We start from the raw sequence: 20,087 nt of genomic DNA, 5'->3' as shown, positions 1-20,087 counted from the left end.
ATGATTTAGAACGGAGTGTTTCCTGATGCTGTCCGCCGCTTCCCGCCCCTATATCGATGCAAGCGTCCCCGTGCTGCGCGAGCACGGCCTGGCCATCACCACGCATTTCTACCGCGAGATGTTCGCGGACCGGCCCGAGCTGACGCAGATTTTCAACATGGGCAACCAGGCCAACGGCAGCCAGCAGCAGTCGCTGGCTTCGGCCGTGTTCGCCTATGCGGCCAATATCGATAACGCGGCGGCGCTTGGGCCGGTGCTCGAGCGCATCGTCCACAAGCATGCGGCCGTAGGCCTGACGCCTTCGCACTACCCGATCGTCGGCCGCCACCTGCTGGGCGCCATCTCCGCGGTGCTGGGCGAGGCCGCCACGCCGCCGCTGCTGGCCGCCTGGGACGAGGCCTACTGGTTGCTGGCCGGCGAGCTGATCGCCGCCGAGGCGCGCCTGTACCAGCGCACCGGCGTGGCCGCCGGCGAGCTGACGCCGGTGCGCGTGGTGCGGCGCGAGGCGCAGGGCGACCAGGTGGTGGCGCTGACGCTGGCTGCCGCCGACGGCCAGCCGCTGCGTGCGTTCCGTCCAGGCCAGTACATCAGCGTCGAGGCGCGCCTGGACGATGGCCAGCGCCAGCTGCGCCAGTATTCGCTGTCGGCCGAAAGCGGGCTGCCGACCTGGCGCATCTCGGTCAAGCGCGAGGCGGGTGACCGCAGCACCCCGGCCGGCGCCGTGTCCAACTGGCTGCACGCCAATGCCCAGGAGGGCACTGAACTCAAGGTGAGCGCGCCGTTCGGCGAGTTCACGCCGGCGCTCGACGGCCGCCGTCCGCTGGTGCTGCTGTCGGCCGGCATCGGCATCACGCCGATGCTGTCGGTGCTGCGCACGCTGGCCGCGCAGCGCTCGCAGCGCCAGGTGCTGTTTGCCCATGCCGCGCGCGACGGCCGCCATCACGCCCATCGCGCCGACCTGCAATGGGCGCGCGAGCGCCTGCCGCAGCTGGCCACGCACATCAGCTATGAAACCCCGCAAGCGGGCGATGTCGCCGGTCGCGACTACGACCACGCCGGCACCATGCCGGTGGCCGAACTGCTGCGCCAGCCTGACCTGCAGCGCTTTGTCGACGGCAGCTTTTACCTGTGCGGACCGCTCGGCTTCATGCAGGCGCAGCGCCATGCGCTGGTCAGCGCAGGCGTGCCGGTGGCGCATATCGAGCGCGAGGTGTTCGGGCCGGACCTGCTCGACGACCTGCTCTAAGGGTCGGCGGCGCGGCACCGGCACGGCAGACAGTGTCATGGGGCTCTGGTAGGCTTGGCGCGTCCGCGCTCACGCGCCATTGCCCGCCCTGTGGGCATCCAGGGTCCCGATCCCATGCAACTGTCCCTCCGGCCTTCGCTCCGTTTCGATGCCTCCGCGCCCTGGCTGCCGCGCCTGGCCAGCCTGGTGCTGTTTATCGCGCTGTGTGCGCTCGCCACCCACTGGGTGCTGGCCTTCAGCGCGATGCGTACCATCCCGGTGCCGCAGAGCGCGCGCGTGGCCCAGACCGAGGCGGTCGAGACCGGCGCGGTCGCGACGCTGTTCGGCGGCTCGGCGCAGGGTGGCCCGCGCGACGTGCAGCTGATCGGCGTGGTGGCCGAGGTGGATGGCGGTGCGGGCGCGGCAATCGTGTCGATCGATGGCGGCCCGCCCAAGGCGGTGCGCGCCGGCGCCGAGCTGTCGCCGCAGATCCGGCTGGCGGAGATCCGCCAGCGTGCGGTGGTGATCGAGCGCAGCGGCGTGCGCCAGGAAATCGTGCTGCCGCTGCAGGCCGGTGCCACGCGCGGCGCACCGGCAGCGGCCGGTGCCTTGCCCACGCCGCCCGCCGGCGCCGCGGCACCGATGGCAACGCCGATGCCGCCCCCGGCGCCGGTAGTGAGCCAGCCCGCCGCACCGGCCCAGCAGCCGCAAGGCCAGGCGCCAGCACAACAGGCCCAGCCCGCCCAACCGCAGCCGCAACCGGTCGATCCGCGCCAGTACCAGCCGGCGATGGCGCCGCAGGCGGCCGGCGAAGGCCAACTGGCGCCGAAGGACTGATTCCGGGCGCCAAATATTCGCGCTTGCTTGCGTTCCCTTACGGCGCGCGGGCCTTTCTGTGAGCCCGGTAACATCGTATTAAAAGCGCCAACTTCCCCGCATCGTCTGCGTTCTAATCCGTACATGCCAAACGTGATGAAAAGGAGCAAGACATGCAACGCAATCACAAGCCGCAGATCCTGAAGCAGTTCCTGGCCGCATCGGCCGCCCTCCTGGTCGCCGGTGGCGCATTTGCCCAGGCCAGCGCCCCCGCACCATCCGCTGCGCCAGCCGCCAAGCCCGGCATGGGTCACCATCACCACCACGGTGGCGGCATGTGGATGAAGGCAATCGATACCGACGGCGATGGCGCGATCTCCAAGGCGGAAGCCGACGCCTGGTTCAACAAGCTCGACACCAACCGCGACGGCAAGATCGACAAGGCCGAGATGGACGCGCACCGCAAGGCCACCATGGCCGAGCGCCATGCGCGCATGCAGGCAGCGTTCGACGAGAAGTTCAAGGCTGCCGACAAGAACGGCGACGGCGCGCTGACCAAGGCTGAGGCCAACGCCGGCCTGCCGCGCCTGGCCAAGCGCTTCGACCAGCTCGACGCCAACCGCGACGGCAAGCTGACCCGCGACGAAATCCGCGCCGGCATGGAAAAGATGCACCGCGACCATTCGCACCGCGGCGACCGCGGCCCGCGTGACCAGGCGGCACCGGGCAGCCAGCCGGCGCCCGCGGCACCGGGCGCCCCGTCCACCAGCGGCGGCTGACCGGCCCGGGCAGGGCCGCACCAGCGGACCTTGCCAGGTCTCACCAAGCGCGCGAGCCTCAGGGTTCGCGCGCTTTTTCTTTGCGTGTTCGTCTTGTGCGTGCACTGGGAAGAATCTGACCTCGCCCGCAAACGCCCGTAGAATGCCGCTTCCCTGTTCGCCGGGCTTGGCACCATCCTTGCCTGCTTCCGGCCGGTGGGGCGCGGCCGCGATTTGCGGTGGCGCCACCCCACAGGTCTGCCCAGCCCGACCGGCTGCCGCGCGAGTGACCGATAAGGCTGCCAGCTCATCAGAATCGGCCCTGAATCGGACGTAGTTTCACAAAAAATTGCGTACTTGTGCACGGCTTGCTAAATTTGCGCAAAAAAATTGCCAATAAACATATTGCGGAGCAACAATATCGTGAGCAAGGTGGAGTTGGACAAGATCGACCGGAAGATCCTGGAAGTGCTGCAGACCAACGGCCGGTTGACCAACCTGGAGGTGGCCGAGCGCGTCAACCTGTCGCCCAGCCCCTGCCTGCGCCGCATCCGGCGGCTGGAGGAGATCGGCGTGATCCGGCAGTACGCAGCGCTGCTGGAGCCCAACAAGATCGGACTTGGCCTGCTGGCCTATATCAATGTCCGGCTGGAAAAGCATGGCGGCGCGCCCAAGGGCAAGGCTCCGCTGGACCTGTTCCGCGCCTCGATCGCGGTCTGGCCGGAGGTAGCCGCGTGCCACGCCATGACCGGCGAGATGGACCTGCTGCTCAAGGTCTACGTGGAAGACATGGAGCACTTCGCGCGCTTCATGCAGGAGCAGTTGCTGGCGCACCCGTCGGTGATCGACGTGCGCTCCAGTTTTGCGCTGGAAAGCATCAAGGACACCACGGCGCTGCCGGTGGGCGGCGCGGCTTGATGCGGCAAACCTGAGGCTGCAAACAAGAACGGCGCATCGTTACGATGCGCCGTTGGCGTGGAACCCGCATCAAGCGGGCCCGGGGGAATTCAGCGGACTCAGGCAGTGTGCTTCTGCGGCACCATGGTGCGCCAGAAGCGCAGCCCGAAGCGGCGCGCGTCGCGCAGGTTGCGGCGCACCGCGTAGTCGAGGTCGGCGAGCTGCTCGTCCAGCGCTTCGGTCAGGCGGCTGGCGGTGTCGGCCGGCGGCAGTTCCAGGTAGGCATCGGCCTCGCCGTAGGCGTACTGGACCTTCATGCCGGCCTTCTTGGCAATGTGCATCATCGCCGCGTTGCGCGACAGGCAGTGCATGTACAGCGTGCGCACATTGGTATTGCGGCCGTGGATCGCGGCACGCTCGAACAGCGCGCTGCCGATGCCGCGCCCGCGGGCGCTGCCCGACACCGACACGCCGAACTCCGCCACGCGGCCCTGGGCGTTGTCGCGCAGGTTGGCGAAGTGGCCCACGCCGATCAGTTCGAGCTTGTCGTCGTAGACGCCGAACACGCTGTCATGGTCGAAGTCGATGCTGTCGACATAGGCTTCGATCACGTGGTCGCCCACGGACTGGCCAAAACGGAGCAGGCGATCCTCCTCGCCCAGGGCGAGGAAATGCTTCAGCAGGCGCGAGCGGTGGTGGGCCGCCAGCTCGCGCACCAGTACGGTGGCGCGGTGGGTGGCCTGTGCGGCTTCGGCTGCCTTGCGCAGATCTTCGTCGGTCAGTGCGCCGACGGCCTTGCTCAGTTCGAGCGGGTTCACAATTATTTCCTTCCTAGTGCAGTCACAGATAAAAATAGCACTGCGTTGGTGTTCCGCCAGGCACTTTTCCCTGGCTCGGTGCAAGACTCGGGGGAAACACCATCTTGATGCGGCGCCAAAAGTATTGTAGTGGAATTGTCAGTTCGGCGTAAGCTTCCCGCATCGCAGCAGGCCGCCGTCTCACCATAGCATCAATAAAAATCGAATAAAATCAACAGCTTGAAAAAATGTGATGAATTGTTGCGTGGTGCCGGATGTGGATTTGGTGCAACGCCGCAATCCCGCGTTCTCCCGCATGTCCGTCTGACTTCCCCTTGCCTAGCCGATCGCCTTTGATGACCGAGCCCCCAATCGTTGTGATCTACGCGCACCCCACGCCCAGCCGTTCGCGCGTCAACCGTCCGCTGGCCGATGCCTTGGCCGCGCTGCCGCAGGTACAGGTACGCGATCTCTACGGCAGCTATGTCGACTATGACATCGACGTCGTCGCCGAGCAGCGCGTGCTGTCGGTCTCCGACACCATCGTGCTGCAGTTCCCGGTGCGCTGGTACAGCGTGCCGGCGCTGCTCAAGCTGTGGCTCGACGAGGTACTGGAGCCAGGCTGGGCCTATGGCCCCGGCGGCACCGCGCTGCGTGGCAAGTCCTTGCTGGCGGTGGTGAGCACCGGCGGCACCGCCGATTCCTACGGGCCGGACGGCACCCATGGCCACCCGATCGGGGACTTCCTGCTGCCGCTGGAACAGACAGCTTTGCTGTGCGGCATGAGCTGGCTGCCGCCGGTGGTGCTGCACGACGCCAACAATGCCGATGCCCAGGCACTGGCAGAGCATATCGCCCACGTCTGCGGGCGGCTGGGCACCGGCGCCGCGCCGGCGGGGGGGCAGGCATGAACCAGCACGACTTCCTGATAGCGCTGCTGGTGTTCCTGGTGGCGGCGGTGGTGGCGGTGCCGCTGGCGCGGCGCAGTGGCCTGGGCGCGGTGCTGGGCTACCTGCTGGCGGGGGCGGCGATCGGGCCGTTTGCGTTGCGCCTGGTGACCAATGTCGAATCGATCCTGCATTTTTCCGAGTTCGGCGTGGTGCTGATGATGTTCGTCATCGGCCTGGAGCTGGAGCCGCGCAAGCTGTGGGCGCTGCGCCGGAGCATCTTTGGCTACGGCGGCGCGCAGCTGGCTGCGTGCGCGCTGGTGATCGGCGCGGCGGCGGCGCTGGCGGGTGCGCCGTGGCAGGTGGCGCTGGTGGCGGGCCTGGGACTGGCGTTGTCGTCCACCGCGATCGCGCTGGCGACACTGACCGAGCGCAACCTCTTCGGCACGCCGGCGGGGGCGGCCAGCTTCGGCATCCTGCTGTTCCAGGACATCGCCGCGATCCCGATGATCGCGCTGTTGCCGCTGCTGGCCACGCAGGGCGCCGCAGGCGCGGGTTCGGGCGCGGCCGGCTGGCTGGCGGCGGGCAAGGCGGTGGCGGTGATCGGTGCGGTGGTGGTCGGGGGCCGCTACCTGGTGCGCCCGGCGCTGCGCTTTATCGCCCGCACCGACATGCGCGAGATGTTCACGGCGTTTGCGCTGCTGCTGGTGGTGGGCATTGCGTTGATGATGGACGCGGTGGGCTTGTCGATGGCGCTGGGCACCTTCGTGGCCGGCGTGCTGCTGGCCGATTCGGAATACCGCCATGCGCTCGAGGCCGACCTGGAGCCGTTCAAGGGCCTGCTGCTGGGCCTGTTCTTCATGGCTGTCGGCATGTCGATCGACTTTGCCGTGCTGGCACACTCGCCCTGGCTGGTGCTGGGTCTGGTGGCCGCCTTCGTGGTTGCCAAGACCGCGGTGCTGGCGCTGCTGGCGCGGCATTTCGCCATCGCCCGCGGGCAGCGGCTGCTGTTTGCGCTGCTGATCTCGCAGGGCGGTGAGTTCGCTTTCGTGGTGTTCGGCGTGGCCGGCACCGCCGGCCTGCTGCCGCGCGAGACCGAGGCCCTGCTGGTGCTGGTGGTGGCGCTGTCGATGGTGGCCACGCCCTTGCTGCTGCTGGCCTATGACCGGCTGGTGGCGCCGCGCCTGGGCAGCGGCAAGGCCCGCCCGGACGAGGCCATCACGCCGCAGCACAATCCGGTGCTGATCGCCGGCTTCGGGCGCTTCGGCCAGATCGTCGGCCGCCTGCTGTACACCCAGGGTGTGGGCGTGACGGTGCTGGACCACGACCCCGACCAGATCGAGTTCCTGCGCCAGTACGGCTTCAAGGTCTTCTATGGCGACGCCACCCGGCTGGACCTGCTGGAGGCCGCAGGCATTGCCGACGCGCGCATCCTGGTGGTCGCCATCGACGGCATGGACGAAAGCCTGGAACTGATCGATCGCGTGCGCCAGCGCTTTCCCGAACTGCAGATCTACGCCCGGGCCCGCCATGTGTCGCATATCTACCAGCTCAAGGACCGCGGCGTGCACCTGTTCGAGCGCGAGATGTTCGAGGGCTCGCTGATGCTGGGCCGCCGCGTGCTGGAGGGGCTGGGTTTCGATCCGGCCGAGGCCCGCAACGTGGCACTGCGTTTCCGGCGCCACAACATCCAGGCGATCGACCGCTTCTATCCGCACTACACCGATCAGAAGAAGCTGGTCTCGCTGGCGCGCCAGGCGCGCGACGAGCTGGAAGAGATGTTCCGCCAGGACCGCGAGCAGCGGCGCCAGCGCGAAGAGGCCGAGTGGATGTGAGCGGCAGGGCGGCGGGCCGGCGCCGCGTCAGCGCGCGGCCGCGGCCCGGCCGGGCAGGCCGCCTTCGAGCAGGTCGACCACCATCTCGGCAAACGCTGCATAGGACAACCGGCCGCCCGGCTTGAGCCAGGTGAAGGTCCAGTTGATCATGCCGAAGATGGTCATGGTCAGCGCGGTCTGGTTCTCGCGCGTGACGCGCTCCGGGTAGGCCCGGCGCAGCAGGCGCGAGAACGCCGCGACCACGTCGCGCTCGCGGCCCAGGATCAGGTCGCGCTGGGTCTCGGCCAGGAACTTGACGTCGTTGATCAGCGCGATATGGCGCGTCTGCGAGGTCTCGTACTCGGCCAGGAAGGCGCGGATCAGGTTGCCGAAGGCTTCCTTGTCGGTGCGCGCGTGGCGCTCGGCGTCGGCCTCCACTTCAGTGACGAGCAGCATCAGCCGGCGCGTGTAGCGGTCCAGCAGGTCGAACAGGATCGCTTCCTTGCTCTCGTAATAGTGGTACAGCCGCGCCTTGGAGGTGCCGCAGGCGGCGGCCAGGTCGGCCATCGAGGTGCTGGGGTAGCTGCTGTTGGCAAAGGCGGCGGCGGCCAGGTCCAGGATCTGCTCGCGCTGCGCCTCGAAATCGGGTGCCTTGGTACGGGCCATATTCTCGTTTATTCGCCGCCGGTGCCACCGCTGCCGAGATGGCGGCGCAGTTCGCAGGTATCGAGCGAGTCAGCATTGCCGCGCAGCACCAGCTGGCCCATGGCGATCAGCTCGCGGCAGCGCCAGAACACGAACCAGTCGCTGGCCAGCAGACCCTCGATCGCGCCCATCACGCTGCCCACCATCTGCGCCGCGGGCGTCCACTCGGACGGGGCGCGTTCCATGATGATCTCGTCGATGGTGTGGTAGGCCGCCGGCACCAGCGTGTTGCCCTTCCAGAGCCGCACGTCGGCGTTTTCCTTGACGTTCTGCTGCCACTCGTAGCCGAGGCGGCCCAGGCGCAGCACCGAGACCGGGGCGATGGTGGAAAAGCGCCGCGCCAGCCGCGCGGGCGTGTACATGCCGATCGCTGCCAGGTTGCCCTGCGCGGGCATTTCCAGCTCGCGCAGGTCCATGGCGACTTCATTGATCCGCTGCGGCGCCTGGTACAGGTGGAACACCACCCGGCGCAGCATCAGCTGGTCGGCCGCGCTCTGGCCGTGCCAGATGGCCACTTCCATGTTGTCCTGGCGCAGTCCCTGGAGCTGGTCCAGCGCCTGGCGCATCTCGGCGCCGAAATCGATGTCGGTATGCGGGGCGACCCGCTGCCAGAAGCCGGAGCGGATCAGGCCGGTGCTGTCGATGTCGGCCAGCGGGCCTACCGCCAGGTCGTCGCGCAGCACCACGACAGGGTCCGGCCGCGCAGCCTGGGCCAGGGCCTGGCGCAGGGTCGTGCCTGCTACATCACCGTTGACGACGTGGATATATTGCATGGCCGTGATTGTATATGGGTGGACGGTTCGCTGGCACCGCCGCGGCGGCGGTGCGACAGGTGCGATCGCCGCCCGCCCGGTCACTGTCCTGCAAGCATCGCGCCAGCCCGAAGCCGCCTGCCGCCATTGTAGTCACGGCCGGTGCTGGCCAATGTCGGCAATTGTCTGAATACGCACGCCCCGGCGTGCCCGGATCAGCGTTCGTCGTAGCTGACCACCACCCGCGGCGTCAGCGCCCGCGCCTGGCAGGTGAGCACGAAGCCCTTTTCCATCTCCCACGGCTCGAGCGTGTAGTTCTTTTCCATGTCCACCTGGCCCTCCAGCACCTTGGCGCGGCAGGTGCAACAGACGCCGCTCTTGCAGGCAAAAGGCAGGTCCAGGCCGGCGGCCAGCGCGGTGTCCAGCACGGCGTCTTCCAGCGGCAGGCGCATGCTGTGCTGCTTGCCGTCGAGCACCACCACCAGCTCGGCGGTGCCGGCATGGTCGGCGTGCGCCGGGGCCGGCTTGCGCCTGGCCTGGACCAGCGGCACACCGAAGCGCTCGGCGTGGATGCGGTGCGGGTCGACGCCCGCGTCGCGCAGCGCCGCCTCGGCCTCGTCGATCATCGAGGCCGGCCCGCAGACAAAGGCCGCGTCGATGTCTTCCACGGGGATCAGGGTCTGCAGGAAGGCGGTCACGCGGGCATGGTCGAGCCGGCCATGCAGCAGGTCCACCTCCTGCGGCTGGCGCGACAGCACGTGGTAGAGCGTGAAACGCGCCAGGTACTGGTTCTTCAGGTCTTCCAGCGCCTCGGAGAAGATGATGCTGTCGACGTTGCGGTTGCCATAGACCAGCGTGAAGCGGCTGTGCGGCTCGGCCTGCAGCGTGGTGCGGATCAGCGACAGCACCGGCGTGATGCCGCTGCCGGCGGCAAAGGCCACGTAGTGGCGCGCGGCGCCGGCATCGAGCGGCACGTGGAAGCGGCCGTCGGGGGTCATCACGTCGATCACCTGGCCCGGGGCGATGGAGTCATGCAGGTGCGTGGAAAAGAGTCCGTCCTCGACCAGCTTGACCGCCACGCGCAGCTCGCCGTGCTCGTCATAGTCCTGCACCGCCGAGCAGATCGAGTACGAGCGGCGCAGGTCCTTGCCTTCGACCGGCGCCTTCAGCGTCAGGAACTGGCCCTGGGTGAAGCGGTAGGCATCGCGCAGCGTGTCCGGCACCTCGAAGGCGATCGAAATGGTGTCGGCGGTCTCGGGGCGCACCTGCGCCACGCGCAGCGGATGGAACTGTGGAGTCATGGCAGCCTGGCTTCGGCCCGGCGGGGCTCAGTAGGGTTTGAAGTAGTCGAACGGCTCGCGGCAGTCCAGGCACCGGTACAGCGCCTTGCAGGCGGTCGAGGCAAAGCGCGAGATTTCCTGCGTATGCATGCTGCCGCAGCGCGGGCAGGCCACGGCATCGGGCGCGCCCGCGCGGGCGGCGCGAGGCACAAAGCGCAATGGCTGCGCCGCGGCCGGCGTGCCGCACTGGCCCGGCGGCGCTATGCCGAAGGCGCGCAGGCGCTCGCGCGCGGCCGGGGTGATCCAGTCGGTGGTCCAGGCCGGCGCCAGCACGGTGCGGATGCGCCACGGCGCCAGCCCGGCGCCGTCCAGCGCCCGGCCGATGTCCTCGGCGATCTGCGACATCGCCGGGCAGCCGGAATAGGTGGGCGTGATGACGATCTCAAGCGCGCCGTCGGCGGCGGTCAGGACATCGCGCAGGATGCCCAGGTCGCGGATCGACACCACCGGGATCTCCGGGTCCGGCACCGCCTCCAGCGCCGCCCATGCACGCGCGATGCGGCCGTCGGTGGCGCGGTCGTTGCGCAGGGGGAGGGCGGCGATGTTCATGTTGGTCAACCCTTTGCGCCGAAGCGGGCGCTTACCATTGCGCGCCCGGATGGGCCCGCGCCAGCCCCTGCATCTCGCCCAGCAGGTAGCTCATGTGTTCGGAGTGCACGCCGTGCTTGCCGGTCGAGACAAAGCTCGTGGCCTGGGGCAAGTCCAGCGTGGCGGCCTGCAGCGTCTCGGCGACGGTGGCGTCCCAGGCCGGGCGCAGCGTGGCCGTGACCACGCCGATGCCCTGCGTGGCGGCCTCGGTTTCGACCGCGTCCTCGGCAAAGCACTCGTTCATATAGGGCAGCAGGTGCTCCAGCGCGCGCTGCATGCGCGCGTGCGATGCCTCGGTGCCGTCGCCCAGGCGCACTACCCAGCCAGCCGCGTGGTGCAGGTGGTAGCGCGCTTCCTTGACCGACTTGGCGGCGATCGCGGCCAGCTGGTCGTCGCGGCTGGCCAGCAATGCTTCCCACAGCTCGACAATCAGCGCGCTGTACAGGAAGTTGCGCATGATGGTGACGGCGTAGTCGCGCTCGGCGGCGGCGTTGCCGGCCAGCGGGCCGTGGTGCGGCAGCTCCAGCAGCGTCCAGTTGCGGAAGTCGCGCTCGGCGCGCCAGTAGGCGTAGTCGTCCTCATGGCGGGGCAGGCCGGTCAGCTCGCCTTCCAGTTCGCCGGCGCGGCCGTACAGCAGCCGCGCCTGGCCGATCAGGTCCAGGCTGATGTTGGCCAGCGCGATGTCTTCTTCCAGCACCGGGCCGTGGCCACACCATTCGGCGTTGCGCTGGCCCAGGACCAGGGCGTTGTCGGCCAGGCGCAGCACGTAGCGCAAGCCCGCGGTGCGTGCCGGCGGCAGGTGGTCGAGCGAGGCGGGCGCGGTCGGCTGTGGGGACGCAGTCATGGTGCGGGCCTTACATGTGGTTGACTTCGTCGGGCAGCTGGTAGAACGTCGGATGCCGGTAGATCTTGTCGGCCATCGGGTCGAACAGCTCCGGCTTTTCCTCGGGCACGCTGGCGGTGATGGACGCTGACGGCACCACCCAGATCGACACGCCTTCCTGGCGCCGCGTATAGACGTCGCGCGCCATGTGCAGTGCCTGCTGCGCGTCGGCGGCGTGCAGGCTGCCGCAATGCTTGTGTTCCAGGCCTTGCTTGCTGCGTACGAACACTTCCCACAGCGGCCATTCCTTGCGTTGCATCGTTTGTCTCCGTCCTCGGGCGTGTTGTCAGGCCGCGGCGCGGCTGGCGCGGGCTTCGCGTTCGGCCACCTTGGCGGCGTGCGCCAGCGCGGCCTCGCGCACCCAGGCGCCGTCCTCGTGCGCTTTCACGCGGGTGGCCAGGCGCTCCTTGTTGCAGGGGCCGTCGCCGTTGATCACACGCCAGAACTCATCCCAGTCCAGCGGGCTGTAGTCATAGTGGGCGCGCTCGGCATTCCATTGCAGGCCGGGGTCGGGCAGGGTCACGCCCAGCACGCGGGCCTGCTCGACCGTGGCATCGACAAACTTCTGGCGCAGGTCGTCGTTGGAGATGCGCTTGATGCCCCAGGCCATGGTCTGGGCGCTGTTGGTCGAGGCCGCGTCGGGCGGGCCGAACATCATCAGCACCGGGAACCACCAGCGGTCGACCGCGTCCTGCACCATCTCGCGCTGGGCCTCGGTGCCGCGCATCATCGCCAGCAGCGCGTCGAAGCCCTGGCGCTGGTGGAACGACTCTTCCTTGCAGATGCGGATCATGGCGCGCGCATACGGGCCGTACGAGCAGCGGCACAGCGGGATCTGGTTCATGATCGCCGCGCCGTCGACCAGCCAGCCGATCACGCCCACGTCGGCCCAGGTCAGCGTCGGGTAGTTGAAGATCGACGAATACTTGGCCTTGCCGCTGTGCAGCGCGTCGACCAGGTCATCGCGCGAGGCGTCGAGCGTCTCGGCGGCGGAATACAGGTAGAGCCCATGGCCGCCTTCATCCTGCACCTTGGCTAGCAGGATGGCCTTGCGCTTGAGCGACGGGGCCCGGCTGATCCAGTTGCCCTCCGGCAGCATGCCGACGATCTCCGAGTGCGCATGCTGCGAGATCTGGCGCACCAGGGTCTTGCGGTAGGCCTGCGGCATCCAGTCCTGCGGCTCGATCTTGCCGTCGGCGGCCATGCAGGCGTCGAACGCGGCCTGGCGGGCGGCTTCGTCCTGGGGCGCGCTGGCCGGTGCCGTATCGGCGTGCTGGCCGGGCAGGTCAAGACTCTGCGTGTACATGGTGTCTCCTCTGACGGGATGCCGCTCGGATCGCGGGCAGTGCTGGCCCTATTATATATATGCCGACCGGTCGGTCAATTTAAGGGAAAGCCCGCTACCGTGGCCGTGGCTTGATCCCGCTCGCCTCGTGGCGGCTGCCGCACGTGTAGTATCGAAGCCAGGCGGCGTTACCGCCGCCATCCCTTTCCAACGGAGGCAATTCCTATGACTAGCGCGGCATACAGCAAGATCGTGGTGGCGGTGGACGGCAGCAGCACGTCCGACCTGGCGCTGGGCGAAGCCATACGCGTGGCGGCCCCGGGCGGCGCCACCGTGCTGGCGCTCTATGTCGTGGACACCGGCACGCCCATGTTCGATGCCGGGTACTACGATCCGAGCCAGCTACAGAAGGCGTTCGAGGAAAGCGGGCAGCGCGCGCTGCAGGCCGCCTCGCAGCGGCTGGCCGCGGCCGGCGTGGCGCATGAAACCCGGCTGGTGACCGAAGCGCCGGTGCCAGGCGACATGGGGGCCTCGATCAACGAGGCCGCGCGCCAATGGGGCGCCGACCTGCTGGTGATCGGCACGCACGGACGCCGCGGCGTGCGCCGTCTGATGCTGGGCAGCGTGGCCGAGGCGGTGATACGCCAGTCCACCATGCCGGTGCTGCTGGTGCGCGGCGAGGCGAAGGCTGACTGAACGGCCGAATGAAATCATGCCCCCGATCGGGGGACGCCAGGGCACGCGACGGGACTCAGCCGGAGAAGCGGAAATGGCCGCTGCGCAGCACGATCTCGCGCGCCTCGGTCAGCTCGAACAGGCTTTCGGCCAGGCGCTCGATGCGCTGGCGGTTGCTGGTGAAGGCTGCGACCAGGTCTTCCTCGCGCGGCGAACGCGCGCCGAAATGGGCCTCGAGGGCCTCGGCGGTGACGGAATACAGGGTGGGACTGCCGTTGACCGTGGCGGGGCAGGACAGCGTGAGGCTGGCTGCGCAGTAGGTCGGGAGGCTGCGAGGGAACGTGATGTCGGACATGGCGTGCCTCGTGCTGGCGGCGGGCGTATTAGATCAATATAGGCCATTGCCGCGTTCCGTAAAGCCCGGCCAGTACGCTGGCCGGGCCGGCAAGCTTCTTTCTTGACGCCGCTCAGCTGCTGTGCGCCCGCCGGCGCACCGGCGGCTTGCGCGCGGCCGCGCCCAGCGTGCGCAGGTCCGCCACCGCGGCATGGGCGGCGGCGATATGCGCGGCGGCGTAGTCGGCCTGTTCCGCCAGGAAGGCGTCGAGCGCGGCAGCGGGTAGCAGCGCAGGGCGCTCGGTGTCGCCGGCAGTGTCTGCCAGGCCCGGCCGCATCGCCAGCTCGGCCAGTTGGGCTTCCAGCTGCGTCAGGAGCGCGCGCACTTCAGCGCCGGCGGGAAGCGTGAAAACGCCCGACTCTACCCCGGCTCGCACCACGCCGGCCAGCGCGGCCATGCGGCGCGCGCTCGCATGCACGCGCTGGTAGGCCCCGGCATAGTCCGGCGCCAGCGCGCCGGCGGTCTGTGCCAGCGTGAGTTCGGCGCGGGTGGAAGCCCGTCCGGCGGCAATGCGCAAGGCTTCCAGCCGCGGCACGGCAAGCGGCGTCGTGGCCTCAGCCACGCGGCTGGCCGCGAAAGCGGCTCGCAGGTAGACCGCGTTGACCGCCACCGCGTCGACGGCATGGCGGAACACGCGCGACATCTCCACGCGCGGTGCCAGCACATAGTACGTGGCCAGCGCGATCAGGCAGCCCAGCGCGGTATCGATGCCGCGCAGCGCGGCAAAGTGGCTGCTGTCGACGGCCGGCGCGCCCACCCATGAGAACAGGATCACGGCCGGTGTCAGGCAGAACGCGAACGCCCCGGGCTGCCCGGCAAGGCGGCTGGCATAGGCCCCGGCCAGGAAGGCCGCGCTGATGCCCAGCGCTACCACCGGCGCCGGATGGAGCAGGCCGATCACACAGGCGCACAATGCGCCAGCCAGCGAGCCCGCAAAGCGTTTCACGGAAACCTGCCGGGTAGTCTGCAACTGGGGGCTGAGCACCATAATCACGGTCACCGCCACCCAATAGCCATGGTCCAGCCGCCACCACTGCGCTGGCAGCAGGCTGAGGCTGCCGGCCAGCGCCAGGCGCAGGGCGTGGCGCGTGGCCAGGGCATCGCCTGCGGCGTGGTCGGCCAGCCCGCGCAGCATCTGCGCCAGCCCGTGCCCGATGCCGCGCCGCGGCCAGCGGAAGCTCGCGCGCCATCGGTCGAAATCCGGATGGCGCGCCAGGGCGGATAGTGCCGACTGGTAGGGGGGCGGGGCGCTGGCATTGGCCACGGGCGCGGTCAGGCGCCGCAGTTCGTGGCGCAGCGCCGCGCTCAAGGCCGGCAGGTCGGGCGCGTGCCGCGCCAGGGCCTGGCCAACTTGCTCGCGGGCGTCGGCGATGCAGCGTGCGATATGACGCAACGGCGGCTGCATCGGCAAGCCCTGGGCGGTGCCGGCGCGCTCGCGCAGCTCGCCCGCGACGATCAGCAGCGCAAACAGGGCGTCGGCGACACCCACGGCATAGCCATAGTGCAGGAGCGTGCTGGCGTCGTGCAGGCTGCGTCGGGCCTCGATGGCCCCGCGCGCAGCCTCGATGCGGTTGCGGATGTCCTGCTTGCAGGTGGCGAGCTCATTGCCGTGGCGGGTGTCGGCGAGTGCCGTGGCGAGCCGGACCAGCGCGTCGTAGGCGGCCACGATCTCGGTGCGTGGCCGGTCGTCGCGGGTCGACGGGATCAGTGCCAGGCAAGCCAGGCACGCGAACACGCCGCCGCGCAGGAAGTCGAGCCCGCTTTGCAGGGCCTGCACGGCGAGCTCAGGCCCGGCCGCAGGCTGCAGGCACGCGGCCACCAGCACGACATAAAGCAGCTTGGCCGCCAGCGCACTGGCCGGGCCGCGCGTCTCTGCCAGGCCTGCGGCAAGCCCTCCCGCCATCACGACCAGTACGGCCAGCCAGGGCGAAGGCGCGACGGCCGCGCCCAGCGCGCTGGCTACCGCCCCGCCAATGCCGACCGCTCCCAGGCTGGATAGCCGTGCCGACGCCGTGCCTTGCCGGTCCGCCAGGCAGGTCCAGATCGAGGCCGTTGCCGACCACAGGTAGCCTGCATCCCCGGTCAGCCAGCCAATACCGGCAAGGGCCAGGAACGACAGTGCATAGATGATCCCGCGCCGGAGCAGCACGGGGTCAGGCCAATAGCGGGCAAGGAGGGCGGAGGCGAACATGCGGGCCGGGATCCACGCGGGCCTGCCCGGTCGGGCGCCCGTCGTGAGACCACTCTACGATACCGTTTGCTGCATTGCAACAAAACTGGCCTGTCGGCCGCAGCATCAGGTCGCCGCACCAAGGTGGCGCGAGCAAGCCCCGTGGCGAGGATCCAAGCACGATTGCTGCGCCAGCAGGCGCAAACGTACACAGGGGTTGTGACAGTTTCGGCGCGAAGGCGAAAAAAAACCCACGCAGGTTGTGCGTGGGTTGGAATCCACCGAGGTGGTGGAGGAGACAGACTCCAATATACATGGTTTGTTGCGACGCACCAAGTGGTCATGTGTCAATGTCCGACATTGCGCACAATGGTGTTGTATCGATGCGACAAAATCCGGTTTCGGACCATTCATGTCCCTAGCGGAACAGATATGCGGCACCTACGGCACACATGATCCCGGCAGCATCGGCCACCAGTGCACAACCCAGTGCGTGGCGCGTATTGCGCACATTGATGCTGCCGAAGTAGACCGCCAGCACATAGAAAGTGGTCTCGGTCGAGCCCTGGATGATCGCCGCCAGCCTTCCCTGGAGCGAGTCCACGCCATAGGTCGTCATCACATCCACCATCAGCCCGCGCGCGCCGGCGCCGGACAGGATCTTCATCAGCCCGACCGGCAGTGCCGGCACGAAGTCCGTATTGACGCCCAGCTGGGCAAAGCCCAGCGTCAGCCAGCCCATCAGCACGTCCATGCAGCCGGTGGTCCGGAACAGGCCGATGGCTACGAGGATCGCCACCAAGTAGGGAATGATCTGCACGGCGACGCCAAAACCTTCCTTGGCGCCATCGATAAAGGCTTCATAGACATTGACCCGCCGCAGCGCGCCGCAGACCAGGAACAGCGTGATCAGCGACAGGATGAAGCCGGCGCCGGCCAGTGCCGTCACGCTGCCCACCTGCTCCGGCGGCGCGTGCCGCAGCCAGGCGAACATCCCGCCCAGCAGCGCCGCGACCAGCCCGAACGCCACCAGCACGGCCGGGCGCAGCAGGTTCAGCCGCTGCACCCACGCCACCGCCAGCAGGCCGGCCAGGCATGAGCCGCCGGTGGCCAGCAGCGTCGGCAGGAAGATATCGGCCGCATTGAAACCCACCAGCCCCTGCTTGACCGCAATGGCCTGCCGGATCGCGATCACCGAGGTCGGGATCAGCGTCAGCCCGGCCGTATTCAGCACGATGAACATGATCTGCGCATTGGTGGCCACGTCCGGACGCCGGTTCAGCGTCTGCAGCTCGCGCATGGCATTCAGGCCGAGCGGCGTGGCGGCATTGTCCAGCCCGAGCAGGTTGGCCGACACGTTCATCATCATCGCCCCCTGGGCCGGATGCCCCTGCGGCACGCCGGGGAAGAAATGGCGCAGCAGCGGGTTCACCAGCCGGGCGAAGGCATCGACCACGCCGGCGCGCTCGCCGACCCGCATGATGCCGAGCCACAGGCTCATCACCCCGGCCAGGCCGAGCGCGATCTCGAAGGCCGTGCGCGCGCTGTCGAACAGGCTCGCCAGCATCGCCGGGAACACGGTGAGATCGCCGCTGGCCAGGCGGACGCAGGCGGCGACAAAGGAAATCAGGAAGAAACCGAGCCAGACAACGTTCAGGGCCATCGGAATGCGGGAAGCGGGGAAATCGAAGCCGGGGAGATTCCCGGCACGGCGTGCAGCTCAGCCGATCACGGCCCCGCGTTCGGCCAGCAGCTCGCGCAGGATCGAGCGGTGGCAGTGCGCCTCGTTCTCGCAGTAGCAGCCTACCGAGAAATTGGTCTGGTGCGACAGCGCCGCCAGCAGGTCGAGCGTGCGGCTGGCGTCCGGCTCGGCCATTTCCTTGCGGAAGTGCCGCACGAACGCCCGCCATTGCTTGTCATCGGTGGCCTGCAGCGCCTGGGCCACCAACTCGGGCGATGGCGACAGCACGGGATACCAGACATCGTAGAAATCGCGGCTGGCAAACTCGGATTTGGGCACGCCCCGCGGCGGCCGGCGCACAGTGCCGATGCGCAGGCCTTCATCGGCCGCGCGCGGCGTGCCCAGTCTTACGATTCGGATGGTCATGGAGGGGTCCCGCTCATGTCCGCCGACGCGTGTGCGTCCGGCTAAAGTCCCAGATCATGAATCATGGTGTCGCGCATGACAAACTTCTGCACCTTGCCCGTCACAGTCATCGGCATTTCCGAGACAAAGCGGATATAGCGCGGAATCTTGTAGTGGGCAATCTGGTCTCGGCAGAACGTCCGGATCTCTTCCTCGGTGGCGCTCTGGCCGGTTTTGAGCACGATCCAGGCGCAGACCTCCTCGCCGTACTTCTGGTCAGGCACGCCAAAGACCTGCACTGCCTGCACCTTGGGATGGCGGAACAGGAATTCCTCGATCTCGCGCGGGTAGATGTTCTCGCCGCCACGGATCAGCATGTCCTTGACCCGGCCGACGATGTTGCAGTAGCCCTCGTCGTCAATGGTGGCGAGGTCGCCGGTGTGCATCCAGCCGTCGCGGATGGCCTCGCGGGTGCGCTCGTCGTCTTCCCAGTAGCCTTGCATCACGGAATAGCCGCGGGTGCAGAGCTCGCCGGTGGCGCCGGTCGGCACGACCTCGCCGAGGGCGTCGACCACCTTGCATTCCAGGTGCGGCTGCACCCGGCCGACGGTGGCGACGCGCTTGTCCAGCGGATCGTCGGTGGCGCTCTGGAACGAGACCGGGCTGGTCTCGGTCATGCCATAGGCAATGGTGACCTCCGACATATGCATGTCCGCCACCACGCGTTTCATGACCTCGATCGGGCAGGGGGCGCCGGCCATGATGCCGGTGCGCAGGGTCGAGAAGTCGAAGCGGCTGAACTCCGGATGGTCCAGCTGGGCGATAAACATGGTCGGCACGCCATGCAGGGCGGTGCAGCGTTCCTCGCTGGCCGCCTGCATGGTCGCGAGCGGATCGAAGGCCTCGCCCGGGAACACCATGCAGGCGCCGACCGAGACGCAGGCCAGCACCGACAGCACCATGCCGAAGCAGTGATAGAGCGGCACCGGGATGCACAGTACGTCACTGTCGCCAAGTCGCATCGCCATGGTGACAAAGCGGCCGTTGTTGACCACGTTGTGATGCGTCAGGGTGGCGCCCTTGGGGTTGCCGGTGGTGCCGCTGGTGAACTGGATATTGATGGCGTCAAGCGCGGAGAGCGTGGCGGTCACCGCGTCCAGGCGCGCAGTATCGGGTTCGGCCAGCAGTGCGTCGTAATTGAGCATGCCGGGCGTCGCCTCGCCTCCCATGCGGATCACCCACTGCAGCCGGGGCAGCCGGGCGGCGCGCAGCGCACCCGGCTCGGCTTCGGCCAGCTCCGGTGCCAGCGCCTGGAGGGTGGCCAGGTAGTCGCTGGTCTTGAAACGCGCGGCCGTGATCAGCATGCGCACGCCCGCCTTGTTCAGCGCGTATTCCAGCTCCGCCTGGCGGTAGGCCGGATTGATATTGACCAGGATGGCGCCGATGCGCGCGGTGGCGAACTGGGTCACCAGCCATTCGGGCCGGTTCGGCGCCCAGATGCCGACGCGGTCGCCCGGCTGGATCCCGCGCCGGAGCAGGCCGCTGGCCAGGCGATCGACCTGGTCGCTGAACTCCGCCCAGCTCCAGCGCACACCATGCTCGCGGAACACCACCGCCGGGCCGCCCGGGTTTGCGGCGACCGTGCGCGCCAGCAATGCCGGAATCGTATCATCAGACAGGGGGATGTCGGTGCTGCCGGCGACCAGGGAGAGGCCGGGCGTCACGGGTCGGGTCATCTTGTCTCCTTCAACTGCTCTGCTTGGCATTCGACGTCTATATATAAAGAAGGCGTCTCGGGTTGGGCCAACGCCCACGGCCTCAGCTTACGCCGAGGCGCCGCTGGATGCTGTCACCACCGCGACATTTGCGCCTCGTGCGCCGCTTTTGCGAGGACTTCGAATTATTTCGCGAAATCGCTTGCCAGTCGCTCCTGCGTCCCTTAATATTCGCCCCCTCGCAACACAACGCAGCGCTGCAAAGCAGACGCAGCAAGGGTTGCGGGGTCGACCGGGATG

At 68.4% G+C, this 20,087-nt stretch carries 20 protein-coding genes; 7 read left to right on the top strand and 13 right to left on the bottom strand.

The features are described 5' to 3' along the window. Positions 1-25 precede the first annotated feature (25 nt). The 4 genes from AC3WLF_RS30225 to AC3WLF_RS30210 all read left to right on the top strand — a co-directional run bounded on the left by AC3WLF_RS30225 (position 26) and on the right by AC3WLF_RS30210 (position 3,717). Complete coding sequence (locus tag AC3WLF_RS30225; RefSeq protein WP_492321667.1) at positions 26-1,246, top strand: globin domain-containing protein; 1,221 nt, start codon at positions 26-28, stop codon at positions 1,244-1,246. Positions 1,247-1,360: 114 nt separating this feature from the next. Next, entirely contained in the window at positions 1,361-2,062 is a 702-nt protein-coding gene (locus tag AC3WLF_RS30220) for a type II secretion system protein N (RefSeq protein ID WP_492359244.1), read from the top strand. 152 nt (positions 2,063-2,214) lie between these two features. After that, entirely contained in the window at positions 2,215-2,820 is a 606-nt protein-coding gene (locus tag AC3WLF_RS30215; protein WP_492359243.1) for an EF-hand domain-containing protein, read from the top strand. 402 nt (positions 2,821-3,222) lie between these two features. Continuing rightward, positions 3,223-3,717, top strand: coding sequence for an Lrp/AsnC family transcriptional regulator (locus AC3WLF_RS30210; RefSeq protein ID WP_010813460.1), 495 nt, complete (start codon positions 3,223-3,225; stop codon positions 3,715-3,717). A 98-nt stretch (positions 3,718-3,815) separates the two neighbouring features. Here AC3WLF_RS30210 and AC3WLF_RS30205 read toward each other — a convergent pair whose 3' ends face one another. Next, positions 3,816-4,514, bottom strand: a complete 699-nt coding sequence (locus AC3WLF_RS30205) for a GNAT family N-acetyltransferase (RefSeq protein ID WP_010813461.1) — start codon at positions 4,512-4,514, stop codon at positions 3,816-3,818. A 335-nt stretch (positions 4,515-4,849) separates the two neighbouring features. Between AC3WLF_RS30205 and kefF the strand changes: the two genes are divergently transcribed. Both kefF and kefC read left to right on the top strand, forming a co-directional pair. After that, positions 4,850-5,404, top strand: coding sequence for a glutathione-regulated potassium-efflux system oxidoreductase KefF (gene kefF, locus AC3WLF_RS30200; RefSeq protein WP_492321664.1), 555 nt, complete (start codon positions 4,850-4,852; stop codon positions 5,402-5,404). Then, on the top strand, positions 5,401-7,215 hold the full coding sequence (gene kefC / locus AC3WLF_RS30195; RefSeq protein ID WP_492321663.1) for a glutathione-regulated potassium-efflux system protein KefC: 1,815 nt from the start codon (positions 5,401-5,403) through the stop codon (positions 7,213-7,215). The genes kefF and kefC overlap by 4 nt, the downstream gene beginning before the upstream one ends. 27 nt (positions 7,216-7,242) lie before the next feature. Here the strand turns inward: kefC and AC3WLF_RS30190 are convergent, their stop codons facing one another. The 7 genes from AC3WLF_RS30190 to paaA form a co-directional block, all read right to left on the bottom strand. Next, on the bottom strand, positions 7,243-7,860 hold the full coding sequence (locus AC3WLF_RS30190) for a TetR/AcrR family transcriptional regulator (protein ID WP_013958276.1): 618 nt from the start codon (positions 7,858-7,860) through the stop codon (positions 7,243-7,245). 8 nt (positions 7,861-7,868) lie between these two features. Next, positions 7,869-8,672 (bottom strand): DUF1835 domain-containing protein, encoded by an 804-nt coding sequence (locus AC3WLF_RS30185; protein ID WP_010813465.1) that lies wholly within the window; start codon positions 8,670-8,672, stop codon positions 7,869-7,871. A 194-nt stretch (positions 8,673-8,866) separates the two neighbouring features. Next, positions 8,867-9,952, bottom strand: coding sequence for a 1,2-phenylacetyl-CoA epoxidase subunit PaaE (paaE, locus tag AC3WLF_RS30180; RefSeq protein ID WP_492359242.1), 1,086 nt, complete (start codon positions 9,950-9,952; stop codon positions 8,867-8,869). Positions 9,953-9,979: 27 nt separating this feature from the next. Then, positions 9,980-10,540: a 1,2-phenylacetyl-CoA epoxidase subunit PaaD gene (gene paaD / locus AC3WLF_RS30175; protein ID WP_492357547.1), complete on the bottom strand. Its 561-nt coding sequence runs from the start codon at positions 10,538-10,540 to the stop codon at positions 9,980-9,982. Positions 10,541-10,571: 31 nt separating this feature from the next. Next, positions 10,572-11,423 carry a 1,2-phenylacetyl-CoA epoxidase subunit PaaC gene (paaC, locus tag AC3WLF_RS30170; protein ID WP_492359241.1) on the bottom strand — a complete coding sequence of 284 codons (852 nt, stop codon included), beginning with the start codon at positions 11,421-11,423 and terminating at the stop codon, positions 10,572-10,574. Positions 11,424-11,433: 10 nt separating this feature from the next. Beyond that, complete coding sequence (paaB, locus tag AC3WLF_RS30165) at positions 11,434-11,721, bottom strand: 1,2-phenylacetyl-CoA epoxidase subunit PaaB (RefSeq protein WP_010813469.1); 288 nt, start codon at positions 11,719-11,721, stop codon at positions 11,434-11,436. A gap of 27 nt (positions 11,722-11,748) precedes the next feature. Continuing rightward, on the bottom strand, positions 11,749-12,768 hold the full coding sequence (paaA, locus tag AC3WLF_RS30160) for a 1,2-phenylacetyl-CoA epoxidase subunit PaaA (protein ID WP_010813470.1): 1,020 nt from the start codon (positions 12,766-12,768) through the stop codon (positions 11,749-11,751). A gap of 204 nt (positions 12,769-12,972) precedes the next feature. On the opposite strand from paaA, the gene AC3WLF_RS30155 reads away from it, so the two are divergent. Next, positions 12,973-13,443: a universal stress protein gene (locus AC3WLF_RS30155; RefSeq protein WP_492321659.1), complete on the top strand. Its 471-nt coding sequence runs from the start codon at positions 12,973-12,975 to the stop codon at positions 13,441-13,443. 55 nt (positions 13,444-13,498) lie between these two features. Here the strand turns inward: AC3WLF_RS30155 and AC3WLF_RS30150 are convergent, their stop codons facing one another. The 5 genes from AC3WLF_RS30150 to AC3WLF_RS30130 form a co-directional block, all read right to left on the bottom strand. After that, complete coding sequence (locus AC3WLF_RS30150) at positions 13,499-13,777, bottom strand: DUF1488 family protein (RefSeq protein ID WP_492321658.1); 279 nt, start codon at positions 13,775-13,777, stop codon at positions 13,499-13,501. A 112-nt stretch (positions 13,778-13,889) separates the two neighbouring features. Then, on the bottom strand, positions 13,890-16,007 hold the full coding sequence (locus AC3WLF_RS30145) for an FUSC family protein (RefSeq protein ID WP_492359240.1): 2,118 nt from the start codon (positions 16,005-16,007) through the stop codon (positions 13,890-13,892). Positions 16,008-16,404: 397 nt separating this feature from the next. After that, the gene (locus AC3WLF_RS30140; RefSeq protein WP_492359239.1) at positions 16,405-17,649 is read right to left on the bottom strand and encodes a nucleoside recognition domain-containing protein; all 1,245 of its coding nucleotides are present in this window, start codon (positions 17,647-17,649) and stop codon (positions 16,405-16,407) included. Between the two features lie 57 nt (positions 17,650-17,706). Further along, entirely contained in the window at positions 17,707-18,093 is a 387-nt protein-coding gene (locus AC3WLF_RS30135; RefSeq protein WP_340522989.1) for a DUF488 domain-containing protein, read from the bottom strand. A gap of 41 nt (positions 18,094-18,134) precedes the next feature. Continuing rightward, on the bottom strand, positions 18,135-19,808 hold the full coding sequence (locus tag AC3WLF_RS30130; RefSeq protein ID WP_492359238.1) for an AMP-binding protein: 1,674 nt from the start codon (positions 19,806-19,808) through the stop codon (positions 18,135-18,137). Positions 19,809-20,087 lie beyond the last annotated feature (279 nt).

The sequence above is a fragment of the Cupriavidus sp. FW306-01-F10A genome, assembly GCF_058782785.1.
This window is presented reverse-complemented; position numbering and strand designations above follow the sequence as displayed.